The organism is Paraburkholderia sp. J7, from assembly GCF_905220155.1.
Classification (GTDB): domain Bacteria; phylum Pseudomonadota; class Gammaproteobacteria; order Burkholderiales; family Burkholderiaceae; genus Paraburkholderia.
The window spans coordinates 21,236-35,060 of sequence record NZ_CAJMYZ010000022.1; the positions used below are offsets into that span (position 1 = coordinate 21,236).

At 62.9% G+C, this 13,825-nt stretch carries 14 protein-coding genes and 1 other RNA gene; 11 read left to right on the plus strand and 4 right to left on the minus strand.

Annotation, left to right across the window (positions count from 1 at the left end; genetic code table 11):
* Window positions 1–99: 99 nt before the first annotated feature.
* The 4 genes from pheA to gyrA all read right to left on the minus strand — a co-directional run bounded on the left by pheA (window position 100) and on the right by gyrA (window position 5,981).
* A complete protein-coding gene (pheA, locus tag U5A58_RS30225) occupies window positions 100–1,185 on the minus strand; it encodes a prephenate dehydratase (protein WP_321913845.1) in 1,086 nt (361 codons plus the stop codon).
* Window positions 1,186–1,248: 63 nt separating this feature from the next.
* Window positions 1,249–2,331, minus strand: coding sequence for a 3-phosphoserine/phosphohydroxythreonine transaminase (gene serC, locus U5A58_RS30230; protein ID WP_321913846.1), 1,083 nt, complete (start codon window positions 2,329–2,331; stop codon window positions 1,249–1,251).
* Between the two features lie 225 nt (window positions 2,332–2,556).
* Window positions 2,557–3,165 carry a DUF2059 domain-containing protein gene (locus tag U5A58_RS30235; RefSeq protein ID WP_158758339.1) on the minus strand — a complete coding sequence of 203 codons (609 nt, stop codon included), beginning with the start codon at window positions 3,163–3,165 and terminating at the stop codon, window positions 2,557–2,559.
* A 206-nt stretch (window positions 3,166–3,371) separates the two neighbouring features.
* Window positions 3,372–5,981: a DNA gyrase subunit A gene (gene gyrA / locus U5A58_RS30240; protein WP_321964189.1), complete on the minus strand. Its 2,610-nt coding sequence runs from the start codon at window positions 5,979–5,981 to the stop codon at window positions 3,372–3,374.
* Window positions 5,982–6,544: 563 nt separating this feature from the next.
* On the opposite strand from gyrA, the gene ompA reads away from it, so the two are divergent.
* From ompA to U5A58_RS30295, 11 genes are all read left to right on the plus strand, one after another.
* The gene (gene ompA / locus U5A58_RS30245) at window positions 6,545–7,189 is read left to right on the plus strand and encodes an outer membrane protein OmpA (protein WP_321913848.1); all 645 of its coding nucleotides are present in this window, start codon (window positions 6,545–6,547) and stop codon (window positions 7,187–7,189) included.
* A gap of 225 nt (window positions 7,190–7,414) precedes the next feature.
* Complete coding sequence (gene ubiG / locus U5A58_RS30250) at window positions 7,415–8,113, plus strand: bifunctional 2-polyprenyl-6-hydroxyphenol methylase/3-demethylubiquinol 3-O-methyltransferase UbiG (RefSeq protein WP_321935161.1); 699 nt, start codon at window positions 7,415–7,417, stop codon at window positions 8,111–8,113.
* Window positions 8,114–8,199: 86 nt separating this feature from the next.
* The gene (locus U5A58_RS30255; protein ID WP_321964190.1) at window positions 8,200–8,922 is read left to right on the plus strand and encodes an HAD-IA family hydrolase; all 723 of its coding nucleotides are present in this window, start codon (window positions 8,200–8,202) and stop codon (window positions 8,920–8,922) included.
* Window positions 8,923–9,043: 121 nt separating this feature from the next.
* Window positions 9,044–9,413, plus strand: a transfer-messenger RNA (tmRNA) gene (gene ssrA / locus U5A58_RS30260).
* A 173-nt stretch (window positions 9,414–9,586) separates the two neighbouring features.
* Window positions 9,587–10,831: a tyrosine-type recombinase/integrase gene (locus U5A58_RS30265; RefSeq protein WP_321964191.1), complete on the plus strand. Its 1,245-nt coding sequence runs from the start codon at window positions 9,587–9,589 to the stop codon at window positions 10,829–10,831.
* Window positions 10,828–11,496: a hypothetical protein gene (locus U5A58_RS30270; RefSeq protein WP_321964192.1), complete on the plus strand. Its 669-nt coding sequence runs from the start codon at window positions 10,828–10,830 to the stop codon at window positions 11,494–11,496. The genes U5A58_RS30265 and U5A58_RS30270 overlap by 4 nt, the downstream gene beginning before the upstream one ends.
* 136 nt (window positions 11,497–11,632) lie before the next feature.
* Window positions 11,633–11,869, plus strand: coding sequence for a helix-turn-helix transcriptional regulator (locus U5A58_RS30275; RefSeq protein ID WP_321964193.1), 237 nt, complete (start codon window positions 11,633–11,635; stop codon window positions 11,867–11,869).
* Between the two features lie 5 nt (window positions 11,870–11,874).
* On the plus strand, window positions 11,875–12,495 hold the full coding sequence (locus U5A58_RS30280) for a helix-turn-helix domain-containing protein (protein WP_321964194.1): 621 nt from the start codon (window positions 11,875–11,877) through the stop codon (window positions 12,493–12,495).
* Window positions 12,492–12,995: a hypothetical protein gene (locus U5A58_RS30285; RefSeq protein WP_321964195.1), complete on the plus strand. Its 504-nt coding sequence runs from the start codon at window positions 12,492–12,494 to the stop codon at window positions 12,993–12,995. Before U5A58_RS30280 ends, U5A58_RS30285 begins: the two co-directional genes overlap by 4 nt.
* A complete protein-coding gene (locus U5A58_RS30290) occupies window positions 12,992–13,414 on the plus strand; it encodes a hypothetical protein (RefSeq protein WP_321964196.1) in 423 nt (140 codons plus the stop codon). The genes U5A58_RS30285 and U5A58_RS30290 overlap by 4 nt, the downstream gene beginning before the upstream one ends.
* The gene (locus U5A58_RS30295) at window positions 13,411–13,794 is read left to right on the plus strand and encodes a hypothetical protein (protein WP_321964197.1); all 384 of its coding nucleotides are present in this window, start codon (window positions 13,411–13,413) and stop codon (window positions 13,792–13,794) included. Before U5A58_RS30290 ends, U5A58_RS30295 begins: the two co-directional genes overlap by 4 nt.
* The last annotated feature ends 31 nt before the right edge of the window (window positions 13,795–13,825 follow it).

A 13,825-nucleotide genomic window follows, 5' to 3' on the forward strand; every position in this document is an offset into this window, starting at 1 on the left:
GTAGCGGACGGATCGGGAAAGGCGCGCCGCCCGGCATCCTCATGCGGCGGGCGGCGATTGGGCGGCGTTCGGCGGAGGGCCGCCCGCGCCTTCCGCGCTTTAGCGCGCGCGCGGATACGAGCCGAGAATCTTCAGAAACGCGGCTTTCTTGCTGAGTTCGTCGAGCGCGGCGGCCACGGCGGGTTCGTCGCGATGGCCTTCGAAGTCGATGTAGAAGTAGTACTCCCACGTGCTGCCAAGGCGTGCCGGCCGCGACTCGAAACGCGTCATCGACACACTGTGGCGCGCGAGCGGTTCGAGCAGCTTGTACACCGCGCCCGGCTCGTTCTTCACCGAAACGATCATCGAGGTCTGGTCGCGGCCCGTCGCGCCCGCCGGCTGCTTGCCGATCATCACGAAGCGCGTGCGGTTGTGCGGGTCGTCCTGGATCAGCGCGTTGGCGATCAGCAAACCGTAGTGCGTGGCGGCGCGGTCGCCGGCAATCGCCGCAACCGTCGGGTCGGCGGCGGCGAGACGCGCGGCTTCCGCATTGCTCGACACCGGCTGACGCTCGAGCTGCGGCGCGTTCGCGGTCAGCCAGTGCTGGCACTGCGCGAGCGCCTGCGGGTGCGCGCACACGCGCTTCACGCCGTTCAGGTTGCCGCTCAGCGTCATCAGATTGTGCTGAATCGGCAACGCGATTTCGCCGCCAATGACGAGCTGCGTTTCGAGGAACAGGTCGAGCGTGCGCGACACGGCGCCCTCGGTCGAATTCTCGACGGGTACGACACCGAACTCGGCGGCGCCCGCCTCGACCGAGCGGAACACCTCGTCGATCGACGGGCACGGCAGGCCTTCGATCGACTGACCGAAGTACTGGTACATCGCCTGTTCGCTATAGGTGCCGACCGGGCCGAGGAACGCCGCCGAAATCGTCTTTTCGAGCGAACGGCTCGCGGCCATGATCTCGCGCCAGATCGCGCTGATGTGATCGTTGCCGAGCGGACCGTCGCTCATGTTCTGCAGGCGCTCGATCACCTGAAGCTCGCGCTCCGGGCGAAACACCGGCGCGTTGAAATGCTTCTTGACCTCGCCCACTTCGAGCGCGACCGAGGCGCGCTGGTTCAGGAGCGCGATGAGCTGCGCGTCGATCGCGTCGATGCGTTCGCGCAGCGGCTTGAGTTGGGAGTTGAGTTCGTCGTCCATGCGTAAAACCGGCAATCTGAAAGGATGCGCGCGGCGTCGCTTCGCTCGGTGAGCGAGGCGCGCTTACGCGTGCTTCGCCTCGAATTCCTTCATGTACTCGACCAGCGCCTTCACTGCCTCGAGCGGCACCGCGTTGTAAATCGATGCCCGCATGCCGCCGACGGACTTGTGGCCCTTCAGCTGCAACAGCCCGCGCGCTTTGGCGCCGGCGAGGAAATCTGCGTTACGTGTTTCGTCGGCGAGGAAGAACGGCACGTTCATCCGCGAGCGCGCGCGGCGCTCCACCTTGTTAATGTAGAAGCTGCTTGCGTCGATCGTGTCGTAAAGCAGCTTCGCTTTTTCCACATTGCGCGCCTCGATGACTTCGAGACCGCCCTGACGCTTGAGCCACTTGAAAACGAGCCCTGCGATATAGATCGCGTAGGTCGGCGGCGTGTTGAACATCGAGTTGTTCGCGGCCACGGTTTTCCATTCGAACGCCGACGGGCAAATCGGCATCGAGCGATCGAGCAGGTCCTCGCGCACGATCACGACCGTCACGCCCGCCATGCCGATGTTCTTCTGCGCGCCGCCGTAGAGCACGCCGTACTTGGCGATGTCCATCGGGCGCGACAGGATGTGCGACGAGGCGTCGGCCACGAGCGGAATGTCGCCGAGGTCGGGAATCTCGAAGGTCTCGACGCCGTCGATCGTCTCGTTCGTGCACAGGTGCACGTAAGCGGGGTCGTCGGAAAGCTTCCACTCGCTCTTCGGCGGCGAATGCGTGAAGCCGGCCTCGGTACGACCCGTCGCTGCAATGTGCGCCTCGCCGTACTTGAGCGCTTCCTTCTGCGACTTCTGCGACCACGAGCCAGTCACGACAAAGTCGGCGCGCGGCTTCGAGCCGAACAGGTTGAGCGGCACGATCGCGTTCTCGCCGATGCCGCCGCCCTGCAGAAATAGAATCTGGTGACTGGCGGGCACCTGCATCAGCTCGCGCAGATCGAGCAGCGCCTCGGCATGAATCTGCATGAATTCCGGGCCGCGATGGCTCATTTCCATCACGCCCATGCCGCTGCCGTGCCAGTCGAGCATTTCGTCGGCGGCCTGACGCAGGACTTCTTCTGGCAACGCTGCCGGTCCGGCTGAGAAGTTGTAGACGCGCATCGTAAAAAGGATCCCCGAGGCAGGCGTTGTGGCAAAAACCACCGGAAAACACGCCAGAAAAAGAAAATGGCCGCTTGCGCTTATCGCGCAAACGACCATTATCGCATTGTCGCCGGGAACCCGCCACGCGTGGCGCGGCGGTGGGTTTCCTGGCCTACGCGGCCAATCCGGCCCCGCTACCGTACTTCATGGCGACGAACCGGAGGGCGCGTAATGCCGGAAGGCTTACTTGGCAGCCTTGACCGAAGCGACTTCCTTGTCGGCCTGGTCGCGCGTTGCCTTGATCGACTGCGGCATGTACTTCTGCATCAGGCTGTTCACGACGTCGCGGCCAACCTGGTCTTGAACCTGAATGAACTTGCGGCCGGTCGGGCTGCGGTAGAACGTGGTCAGGTCCTTGATTTCCTGCGTGCTGTAGTACTTCGCGTACGCGTCGTACTGAGCTTGCATGGCGTCCTGCTTGAACGAGTCGGTCGCGAAGACCTGGCCTGCCGAGTCAACCAGCTTCGGCACGGCGTTCTTCTGCAGCGACGGGACGGCAGCTTGCTTTTGCTTGTCCGTCATCGTCTTGTTTTCCGAGAGCGCGTCCGACAGGATTGCCGGGACGAGCTGCTTGGCTTGCATCTGGGCGCTGTTGCCGATTGCGCCGACGAGCTTCTGTGCGTCGATCGCGTCGAGCAGGTCCTTGATCGCGGCTTGCTTGGCCGGATCGACGGGTGCTGCAGCCGCTGCCGGTGCCTGGGGGGCGGGCGCCTGGTTCTGGAGCGCCTGAGCCATGGCAAACGTCGGCACGAGAGCGGCCAGCAACATCACCTGCTTGAATCGTTTTTGCATCATTACTCCCTTTGAGAAATTAATCGATTTGCACTGCCGCGCGGACTGCGGGGCGCCGCATTTGCGTTCATTTGCGTCGTGCGCCCGCCGGCCGGTCCGCCCGGCACACCATTCATTAGCTGACACTAACAAGGTTCGCTGAAACCCACCTTAAAGCCCGCGTAAGCGCATCGATTGAACGCACTTCTGCGGGCCTGGATGAAGCATCACTCTTCGCCTTCGCCCGGTTCGCCTTCATCTTCGGCGTCCGCCTCTGCGTCTGCTTCGGCGACCTGCTGCAGCCCGGAGAGCTTCGTCCCTTCGTCAAGGCTGATGAGTGTAACACCTTGCGTTGCACGGCCCATTTCGCGAATTTCCGACACGCGCGTGCGAATCAAAACGCCCGTGGTGGTGATCAACATGATCTGCGCTTCCGGGTCGACGAGTGTGGCCGCAACCACCTTGCCGTTACGCTCCGAAGTCTGGATCGCGATCATGCCCTTCGTGCCGCGGCCATGGCGCGTGTACTCCGTGATCGGCGTGCGCTTGCCGTAACCGTTCTCGGTCGCGGTGAGCACCGACTGCTGCTCGTCGCCTGCGACGAGCAGCGCGATGACCTGCTGATTGTCTTCGAGCTGCATGCCGCGCACACCGCGCGCTTCGCGGCCCATCGGGCGCACGTCGTTCTCGTCGAAGCGCACAGCCTTGCCGGCGTCGGAGAACAGCATCACGTCGTGCTCGCCGTCGGTGATCGCGGCGCCGATCAGGTAGTCGCCGTCGTCGAGACCGACCGCAATAATACCCTTGCGCAACGGGCGGCTGAAGGCTTCGAGCGGCGTCTTCTTGACCGTACCCAACGCGGTGGCCATGAAAACGAACTTGTCGGCCGAGAACTCCTTGACCGGCAGCACGACCGTGATCTTCTCGCCATCCTGCAGCGGGAACATGTTGACGATCGGACGGCCGCGCGAGTTGCGCGAGCCTTGCGGCACTTCATACACCTTCACCCAGTACACGCGGCCACGATTCGAGAAACACAGAATGTGGTCGTGCGTGTTGGCGATAAAGAGCGTGTCGATCCAGTCGTCGTCCTTCATCGAGGTCGCCTGCTTGCCGCGACCTCCGCGCTTCTGGGCCCGATATTCCGACAACGGCTGCGATTTCACATAACCGGCGTGCGACATGGTCACGACCATGTCCTGCGGCGTGATCAGGTCTTCGGTGTTGAGCTCCGTGGCGTTCATCTCGATCTTCGAGCGGCGGGCATCGCCGAATTCGCTCTTGATCGAGGTGAGTTCGTCGGAGATCATGGTAGTTACGCGCTCGGGACGCGCAAGGATGTCGAGCAGGTCGGCGATCTGCGCCATGACTTCGCGGTACTCGCCGATGATCTTGTCCTGCTCCAGGCCAGTCAGGCGCTGGAGGCGCATTTGCAGGATTTCCTGCGCCTGCGTGTCGGACAGACGATAGAGGCCGTCGGCCTGCATACCATATTGCGGGTTCAGCCCTTCCGGACGGTAGGCGCCGCGCCCGCCCGCGCCCGCGTTGTCCTGCTCCGCGCGCGTGAGCATCTCGCGCACGAGCGACGAATCCCACGAGCGGTTCATCAACTCCTGCTTCGCGATAGGCGGCGTGGGCGCGGCCTTGATCAGTTCGATGAAGTCGTCGATGTTCGCGAGCGCAACGGCGAGACCTTCGAGCACGTGGCCGCGTTCGCGCGCCTTGCGCAGTTCGTACACCGTGCGGCGCGTGAGCACTTCGCGGCGATGCGAGAGGAAATGCTCGAGCATTTCCTTCAGGTTCAGCAGCTTCGGCTGGTTGTCCACCAGCGCGACCATGTTCATGCCGAACGTGTCCTGCAGCTGCGTCGCCTTGTAAAGATTGTTGAGGATGACCTCGGGCACTTCACCGCGCTTGAGCTCGATCACGACACGCATGCCGCTCTTGTCCGATTCGTCGCGAATATCGGAAATGCCTTCGAGCTTCTTCTCGTTGACGAGCTCGGCAATGCGCTCGAGCAGCGAACGCTTGTTCACCTGATACGGCAGCTCGTCGACGATGATCGCCATGCGCTGACCGCGATCGATTTCCTCGAAGTGCGTGGCCGCGCGCATCACCACGCGGCCGCGGCCCGTGCGATAGCCGTCGCGCACGCCAGCGACGCCATAAATAATGCCGGCGGTCGGAAAATCAGGAGCGGGGATGATCTCGATCAGCTCGTCGATCGTCGCGTGCGGGCTCTTCAGCAGGTGCTGGCAAGCGTCGACAACTTCGTTGAGATTGTGCGGCGGAATATTCGTGGCCATGCCGACCGCAATACCCGACGACCCGTTGATCAGCAGGTTCGGAATGCGCGCGGGCAGGATCTGCGGCTCGCTTTCGCTGCCGTCGTAGTTCGGCCCGAAGTCGACCGTTTCCTTGTCGATGTCGGCCAGCAGCTCGTGACCGATCTTCGCCATGCGGATTTCGGTGTACCGCATGGCGGCGGCGTTGTCGCCGTCGATGGAGCCGAAGTTGCCCTGGCCGTCGACCAGCATGTAGCGCAGGGAGAAGTCCTGCGCCATACGCACGATGGTGTCGTAGACGGCCGTATCGCCGTGCGGGTGGTACTTACCGATGACGTCGCCGACGATACGCGCCGACTTCTTGTAAGCGCGATTCCAGTCATTATTCAGCTCGTGCATCGCGTAGAGCACGCGCCGGTGGACGGGCTTGAGGCCGTCACGAACATCCGGAAGTGCCCGCCCGACGATCACGCTCATCGCGTAATCGAGATACGAGCGGCGCATTTCCTCCTCGAGGGAGATTGGCAGAGTCTCTTTGGCGAATTGATCCATTATCGATGTCTTATTTGGGCACGCGGTGTGCTAGCGCCTCGCCCCAACTGGAAGGACGGAGGTCGCCGCGGCCACCGCGAGACGCCCAGCTGTCGCATGGACGCCGCGGACGCAGCGCATCACGCGATTCTACCATGCACGACACCCTCGCCCGCCGCCTGCGTATACCTATTAGAGGAGTGGCGCCGAAGCGCTCAAAAGCGCCTTGAGCGTGGCGCAAACGCCGCAGTGCGAACCGGAATCAGATGCACCGCCAGCGATTTGGATAACAATGTGTGACAGCCCGCCTACCCAGGCGCACTACCAGGTAAAATAACGGGAACTTTTTTGTTGCGGGCGTACCACGTTCGACAAGCCGCAGTGAAAGGGGCGGATTTTTTTTATCGTCGGAGGGGAACGATATGGCAAAATGCCAACGCACAAAGTTAGACACTGCTCGAAGTCTACACAACGCAAAGCGTTCCCCACAACTTGCCAATGTTATACTTCGAGCAATGTATGACTTGTCTTCGTCATATGGCTCGCAGTAAACCTGCGGTAATCTCAATTTCGAGAGGAGAAATATGAATAAACTTTCAAAGCTCGCGTTCATTGCAGCTACCGCAGTTGTGGCTGCATCCGCTCAGGCACAATCGGTGCCGGCGTCGCGACAAGCCGTCAATGACAACTGGGTGAATGGTACCGGCGAATACGTGTGGATGAACGGCACGAACGAGCTTTGCTGGCGCGATGCATTCTGGACGCCGGCCACCGCCAACGCCAAGTGCGATGGCGCCCTGGTCGCCCAGGCACCGACGCCGCCGGTCGCTCCGGTCGCTCCGGCCATCACCAGCCAGAAGATCACGTACCAAGCTGACGCCCTGTTCGACTTCGACAAGGCGATCCTGAAGCCGGCAGGCAAGGAAAAGCTGGACGACCTGGCAAGCAAGATCCAGGCTCTGAACCTCGAAGTCGTCGTCGCGACGGGCTACACCGACCGTATCGGCTCGGTTGCCTACAACGACCGTCTGTCGCTGCGCCGTGCGCAAGCCGTCAAGTCGTACCTGGTCAGCAAGGGCGTTCCGGCAGAGCGTATCTACACGGAAGGCAAGGGCAAGCGCAACCCGGTTACGACGGGCTGCAACCAGAAGAACCACAAGGCTCTCATCGCCTGCCTCGCACCGGACCGTCGCGTGGAAGTCGAAGTCGTCGGCACGCAAAAGCAGTAATCGCGAGCTTTCGACCGCAAGTCTCAAAAGCCCCGCTTCGGCGGGGCTTTTTTTATCCCGAGCGCTTTCCTCCTTTTTCCCTTCTTTCATTTCGCCTGACTCTGCGCGGCTTTATCGTTTTGGAAAGATTTACGGCACAGCGTGGCATTTGGCCGCCCTGTGCACCCGCAGATATACTCGGGGTTTATTCTTTCTGACCCGCACCGCGCTTCAGGCTGCCACGACATGACGAATGCCGATCCCCACGAGCTGCAGAAATTCAGCGATCTCGCTCATCGCTGGTGGGACCCAAACGCCGAATTCAAGCCGCTGCACGAACTCAACCCCATTCGCCTTGGCTGGATAGACAGTCATGCGCACCTGCCGTCCAAGCGCGTGCTCGACATCGGCTGCGGCGGCGGCATCCTCTCCGAATCGATGGCGGGGCTGGGCGCGACCGTGAAAGGCATCGACCTTTCGCGCGAGGCGCTCGGCGTAGCCGACCTGCATAGCCTCGAAAGCGGCGTGACGGTGGACTACGAGCTGATCGCCGCCGAAGCGATCGCCGCACGCGAACCTGCGTCGTTCGACGTCGTGACCTGCATGGAAATGCTCGAACACGTGCCGGAGCCCGCCGAGGTCGTGAAGGCCTGCGCAACGCTCGTGAAGCCTGGCGGCTGGGTGTTCTTTTCGACGCTCAATCGCAACGTGAAGTCGTATCTTCTCGCCGTGATCGGTGCGGAATACATCGCGCAGATGCTGCCCAAGGGCACGCACGACTACGCGCGTTTCATCCGCCCCTCGGAGCTTGCCGCATTCGTGCGCGACGCCGGCATGCGTGTCGCCGAAATCAAGGGCATCACGTATAACCCGATCACGCGGCACTTCGCGCTTTCGAACGACTCCAGCGTCAATTACATGATCGCCTGCCGGCGCGACGCCTGACGGCGCTTGCGCGATCGGCGCCGCCGGACCACCCTGCTCCGGCGGCATTTCCTGCACACGGGCGCGCCGCGCCATCGCTTCCAGACATGAACTCACCCACGAACGCCCAATCTGCCGCGGTCAGCGCCGCAGCGCTCGCCACCTGCGACGCCGTGCTGTTCGATTTCGACGGCACGCTCGCCGATACGGCCCCTGACCTTGCCGCTGCCGTCAACCAGATGCGCCACGCGCGCGGCCTCGTGCCCGCGCCGCTCGAGAAGCTGCGTCCGCTCGCTTCGGCCGGCGCGCGCGGCCTGATCGGCGGCGCGTTCGGGATTGGCCCCGACGATCGCGAGTTCGCGGCCATGCGCGAGGAATTCCTCGCCAATTACGAGGCGAATTTGCGCGTCGAGACAGCGCTCTTCGCCGGGATCGACGCCGTGCTCGACGACCTCGACACGCGCGGCGTGCGCTGGGGCATCGTGACGAACAAGGTCGCACGTCTCACCGAGCCGCTCGTGAAGCTGATGCATCTGGACACGCGCGCAAGCTGCGTGGTGAGCGGCGATACCACGCCCTATTCCAAGCCGCATCCGGCGCCGCTGCTGCACGCAGCCGAGGCGCTCGGCATCGCGCCGCAGCGTGTGGTGTATGTCGGCGACGATCTGCGCGACGTGCAGGCAGGCGCCGCGGCGGGTATGGCGACCATCGCCGCCGCCTACGGCTACTGCGGCAACGACGTGCCGCCCTCGCAGTGGGATGCGCAATATGTCGCCGACACCACGGCGACGCTGTTCGCTCTGCTCCAGCACATCGGAAAACCGGCCTGAGGCAACGTGAAGACGGACGTAGAAGCCGAAGCGGGTTTTACGCGCAGACGGCCCCGCGCCCCCTTGAACCGGGCGCGGTTCGCCTCATATGGCGAACTATGTGATAATTGTTCTCTCCTCTGGGGCCGACCTGGTTTCGACAGGGGTTATGAAGTAATCAGGGCATGCCGAGGACCCGTCACCTCGTTAATCAATGGGAAAAACGTAACTGCAAACGACGATACGTTCGCACTGGCAGCCTAAGGGCCGCCGTCCTCTGCCTAGCTTACTGACGGGCTAGCGTCGCAAGACCGGTAGCAATACCGCCAGAGGTCATTTACGTCAGTTAAGCCTTGTCGGCGTCACGACGCCAAGGTCGAAAATCTAGTGAATCGCCGTAGCGCAGCGTGTTCGTCCGCGTCGCTGCGGTTAAATCAAATGACAGAACTACGCATGTAGAACTGGTTATGGACTGCTTCTGGACGCGGGTTCGATTCCCGCCGGCTCCACCAAGACATTTCCCAGCAACACCCCGTACCTCCCCGAAAACCCGCGACAGCAAAGGCTTCGCGGGTTTTTTCTTGCCTAACTTTGCACCAAGTGACCCATTGACACCCCGTGTTTTTGGGGGCATCTTCGGGGGCATGCGAGTCCTTCCGCTACCTGATGCCCCCAAAGCCGCAAAATGTCCCTCACTGATCTGGCCATCCGAAACGCCGCGCCCCGCGAGAAGCCCTACCGGCTCGCGGACGCCGCAGGCATGTATCTTGAGATCACGCCGGCTGGCGGGAAATACTGGCGCCTGAAATACCGCTACGGCGGCAAGGAAAAGCGTCTGGCCTTGGGCGTCTACCCGGAGACGGCGCTGAAACAGGCGCGCGAACGCCGCGACGCGGCCCGCCAGCTACTTTCGCAAGGCGTCGATCCCAGCGTAGCCCGGAAGGCCGAAAAGCAGGCTCAACGCGTGAATGGCGCCAACACATTCGAAGCCGTGGCGCGTGAGTGGCACCTGAAATTCTCCCCTGCCCTGTCCGAGTCGCACGCGAAGCGCAACCTACGCCGTCTTGAACAACATGCGTTCCCATACGTCGGCGGTAGCCCAATCGCCGACCTGAAGCCGGCAGACTTGCTACCTCTGCTCTATCGGATTGAGAAAACGGGACATATCGAAACGGCGCACCGCGTGCGCGTGCTGATCGGACAGGTAATGCGCTATGCCGTCTCGACCGGACGCGCCGAGCGCGACGTGGCCGCCGACCTGCGCGACGCACTGGCACCCCCCCAGGTGAAACACCATGCCGCCGTCACGGAACCTGTCGCGCTCGGTGCGCTTCTACGCGCCCTCGACGGATACAGCGGCACGGCGACCGTGACCGCCGCGCTGCGGCTCGCCCCGCTCGTATTCCAGCGACCGGGCGAATTGCGGCAGGCCGAATGGACCGAATTCGACCTCGACGGCGCCATGTGGACACTGCCGGCTTCGCGCATGAAGCGCCGGAAGGCAGGCAAAGAGAATGGCCCCGATCACCTGGTGCCACTCAGCCGGCAGGCCGTCGCGATCCTGCGCGACCTGCATTTGCTGACCGGGCGCGGACGCTTCGTTTTCCCGAGCCTGCGCGGGGCAGACCGGTGCATGAGCGATATGGCATTGTCGTCGGCGTTCAAACGGATGGGCTTCGATTCAGACACGGCGCTGCCGCACGGGTGGCGTGCGACGGCGCGCACGCTCGCAGTAGAGGCGCTGGGCGCGCCTGCCGAGGTGGTCGAGATGCAGCTTGCGCACGAGGTGCGCGACACCCTCGGTAGGGCCTACAACCGCACGCAGTGGCTCGACGCGCGGCGCGACCTCATGCAGAAATGGGCCGATTACCTGGACGAATTGAAGCGGGGTGCCCAGGTAGTCCCGATTGGCGGCAATGCCGCCGCATGATCCGCCCGATAAAGCCCGCACGCCGCAAATGCAGGCGTGCACCGAGCATTGCCGCGCTACGCCGCGCTCGTCCTGTGCGCGCGCGGGCACTTCAGGAACGCCGGCGCGAGCGCGAGCGGGCCCGCCGGCAAGCCCGCGAAACGCGTGTATTGGCCTATCTGAATGTGCGAGCCGAGAGGCATACAGAGGAAAAGCTGGCCGTGTATTGGTCGAAGTTTCCGTATTGGGCGCCCACTCCGAATGCGCTTTTGCCAACAACGTCTGAAAAACTCGAATCCGGCGAAGCCAGTCCGGCCCTGGTTCGCGAGATGCTCGGCCAATGGATCGGCACAGTTGCCGGTCTGCCGCCTCCGCCGGGCATTCCTGAATCCCAGCGCGATTATTGGATCGCCCAGCGCGATCATTGGGTTACGGCCTTCCGCAAAATCGCCAAGGGCGCCGAGCCATCCATGGCGCTTCGCCTCAAAATCGGCCATCGCCGTCCCGGGAAAGAGCGTGACATGCTCGCTGCACGTGACGCGTGGTGGTTGATCCATCGCGAAAACGTACCCGCGGAGCAAGCATTCGCCATGGTAGCAAGGCCGCTGGCGGTAAAGCCGAAGCACATACGAGACCTGTATTACGAACACCGCGACGACCTAGCCGCCTATTTTTCTCGACGGTAATGCCAGCGGCTGAAAAAGCCCCCTCACCTTTTGCGACATGAAATAGCGCGCGCTTGTTTCTACCCTCCAGACACCGTGACGCCCAGTAGGGCGAAAAAAGGGGGGAATGATGAAAAGGCGAGCGAACGAGGCGGCAATGATCGACACGAGGGCGACGCTGCCGCCCGAAGGTTTTAGTCGTTGGCCAACCGTGCGCAACCTTGTCGGTATGGGCCGCGAGACGGTGCGCCAAAAGGAACAACGCGGCTTGTTCCCAAAGCACGTCTCGCTCGGCCCGCGCACGGCGGCTTGGCGCAACGCCGATCTGCTCGCCTGGTTGGCCGACCCGGAAAATTACGGCACGCCCAAAGCAGAAACGCAGCCCGCAGCGTGAACGCCATGAGCTTCGACGCCCTGCGCTCGGTGGCTGCCATGACAGCCCAGCTTGGCCCTTTGTTGCCAGTCGCGCTGACATTGGCCGACATGGCGAACCCGGACGGTTTGGTTTTCCCGTCCATCGCGTACCTGTGCGCCGAGACTGGACTTTGCCGCAGCACGGTCAAGCACTCGCTACGCGAGCTTCGCGCCAACGGGTTTCTTGTCGATACAGAAAAGCGCGTTGGGCAGACGGGCCAAATCCGCGTCTACAAGCTATCGCTACCCCCGGTTGATGCACTGCGCCAAGCAAAGCGCGCGAAACCGTCAAAGCCGAATGCCACAACCAGCGCAAAGAGGGCAGCTAGCCGCCCCGTTAAGGACTCCACAAGAGGTCAGAATTTCGCCCCCTTTGTCGGGAGGAAAGGGGGCAATTTGGCTAACGGAAAGGGGGTAGTTTCACTCACAGAAAGGGGGCCGCTGGCTGCCCCCGGAATCAGTAAAAGCAATCGGAAAAATCAATCGGACGGCGTTGGCAGTACCACTACGGACAGCGCGAGCGAATCGCCCACGCGCGGAACGGCTGCCTCGCGCGCGGCGGTCGCCGAATCGTTGAAGTTGCTGCGAAGCAAGGTGATTCGATGAATCCCACAGACGATTCCCTATGCTGCGCGGCTTGCGGCTGCGTCGGCTTTCCGACTGTCAAGGCGGGCGGCTCCTGGGTCTGCGCCCAGCACGCTGCCGCGAACGCGACGCAATGGCCTGCGGTAACGCGCTGGATCCGCGAACATGCCTGGTGGCTGAACCTGATCTATCGCGTGCAGCAAATGTCGCCGCATAAATGGGTCGGGCCGCAGGGCCGCTGGCGGGCAGTTGGTGCTTACTGCGAACGGCACGGCAGATCCGATCTCGCGCCTACTGTGCGGACAGTCGAAGGGTTGCCGCGCGGGCTGGACGAACGCGAGAGCGCGGCGTTGTGGCTGTACCGTGCGCGCGGCCTGTTTTGCGAAAGCTGCCTCGTTGCCGTGAAAACGCCGATGGATGCGGTTATGCCGGTCGCTGCGGGCGAGGAACGCGCTGGCGAGGTTGGTGGCATAGGCGAAGGCAATGAGGCCACTGGCGGCCCGGAAAAGGAGAACGCATGAGCGGGTTGACGAGTCGCAGAAAGGGCGCGCGAGGCGAATTGGAACTCGCCGCCCCGATTGGCGCGGAGTTGGGTGTGAGCGTGGCGCGCAAGGTCCGCCAGCACGGCAGCGACGCCGATATCGAGGTCGGCGAGTGGTGTTGCGAGGTCAAGCGACACAAGACCGCGCCGCGTAGAGACGTTGTGGTGTGGTGGGCGGCGCGACAGGCTACGGCAGTCGGTATGCGGCCTGCCCTGTTTGTGCACGCCGACCGGAGCCCGTGGCAGGTCTATTGGCCGTTGAGCGTGGTGCTTGGCGCGCCGATGGTGGACGGTTGGCAGGATTTTGAGATCGTCTGCGCAACGACGGTGAGCGCCTGGGCTTCCGTGGTCCGCGAGGTCGAAGCGGGGCGCCAGCGCGCGGAGGCGGGGGCACTATGAGCGAATCGAGTTTTGATGAGCGCATGGCGCGGCATCGGGAAATGCTGGCGGCGGCGGGTTTCTCACGCGTGAGCTTTTTCCTATGCGCCGAGGCACGCCGGAATCTGGCAGCGCTAAGGCAACGCGGAGAATCGCAATCGGCTGTGCTCAACCGGCTGTTGCGGGCGAACGTGTGCGCCCGCAATGAAACCCCGCAGGAGGCTCGCGAGTTTGCCCGGCGCGTGCAGCGTGCGCGGAATGAAATCCTCCACTCGCTGCGACCCAGCAACGTAAATGGGCCATACATAACCCGTTGCTGGGTGTTGCGCCCCGATGGCAGCGGCTGTTACGTAACCGCGGATGACGTGCAGGAATTCGACAAGGATTCACGCCCGCCGTAAGGTATTGGCCCGCTCTCACGCGGGCGCGCGC

Excerpts from the sequence above, each read along its gene's own strand:
- pheA (WP_321913845.1), bottom strand. The coding sequence starts at position 1,185 with ATGGACGACGAACTCAACTCCCAACTCAAGCCGCTGCGCGAACGCATC.
- serC (WP_321913846.1), bottom strand. The coding sequence starts at position 2,331 with ATGCGCGTCTACAACTTCTCAGCCGGACCGGCAGCGTTGCCAGAAGAA.
- U5A58_RS30235 (WP_158758339.1), bottom strand. The coding sequence starts at position 3,165 with ATGCAAAAACGATTCAAGCAGGTGATGTTGCTGGCCGCTCTCGTGCCG.
- gyrA (WP_321964189.1), bottom strand. The coding sequence starts at position 5,981 with ATGGATCAATTCGCCAAAGAGACTCTGCCAATCTCCCTCGAGGAGGAA.
- ompA (WP_321913848.1), top strand. The coding sequence starts at position 6,545 with ATGAATAAACTTTCAAAGCTCGCGTTCATTGCAGCTACCGCAGTTGTG.
- ubiG (WP_321935161.1), top strand. The coding sequence starts at position 7,415 with ATGACGAATGCCGATCCCCACGAGCTGCAGAAATTCAGCGATCTCGCT.
- U5A58_RS30255 (WP_321964190.1), top strand. The coding sequence starts at position 8,200 with ATGAACTCACCCACGAACGCCCAATCTGCCGCGGTCAGCGCCGCAGCG.
- U5A58_RS30265 (WP_321964191.1), top strand. The coding sequence starts at position 9,587 with ATGTCCCTCACTGATCTGGCCATCCGAAACGCCGCGCCCCGCGAGAAG.
- U5A58_RS30270 (WP_321964192.1), top strand. The coding sequence starts at position 10,828 with ATGATCCGCCCGATAAAGCCCGCACGCCGCAAATGCAGGCGTGCACCG.
- U5A58_RS30275 (WP_321964193.1), top strand. The coding sequence starts at position 11,633 with ATGATCGACACGAGGGCGACGCTGCCGCCCGAAGGTTTTAGTCGTTGG.
- U5A58_RS30280 (WP_321964194.1), top strand. The coding sequence starts at position 11,875 with ATGAGCTTCGACGCCCTGCGCTCGGTGGCTGCCATGACAGCCCAGCTT.
- U5A58_RS30285 (WP_321964195.1), top strand. The coding sequence starts at position 12,492 with ATGAATCCCACAGACGATTCCCTATGCTGCGCGGCTTGCGGCTGCGTC.
- U5A58_RS30290 (WP_321964196.1), top strand. The coding sequence starts at position 12,992 with ATGAGCGGGTTGACGAGTCGCAGAAAGGGCGCGCGAGGCGAATTGGAA.
- U5A58_RS30295 (WP_321964197.1), top strand. The coding sequence starts at position 13,411 with ATGAGCGAATCGAGTTTTGATGAGCGCATGGCGCGGCATCGGGAAATG.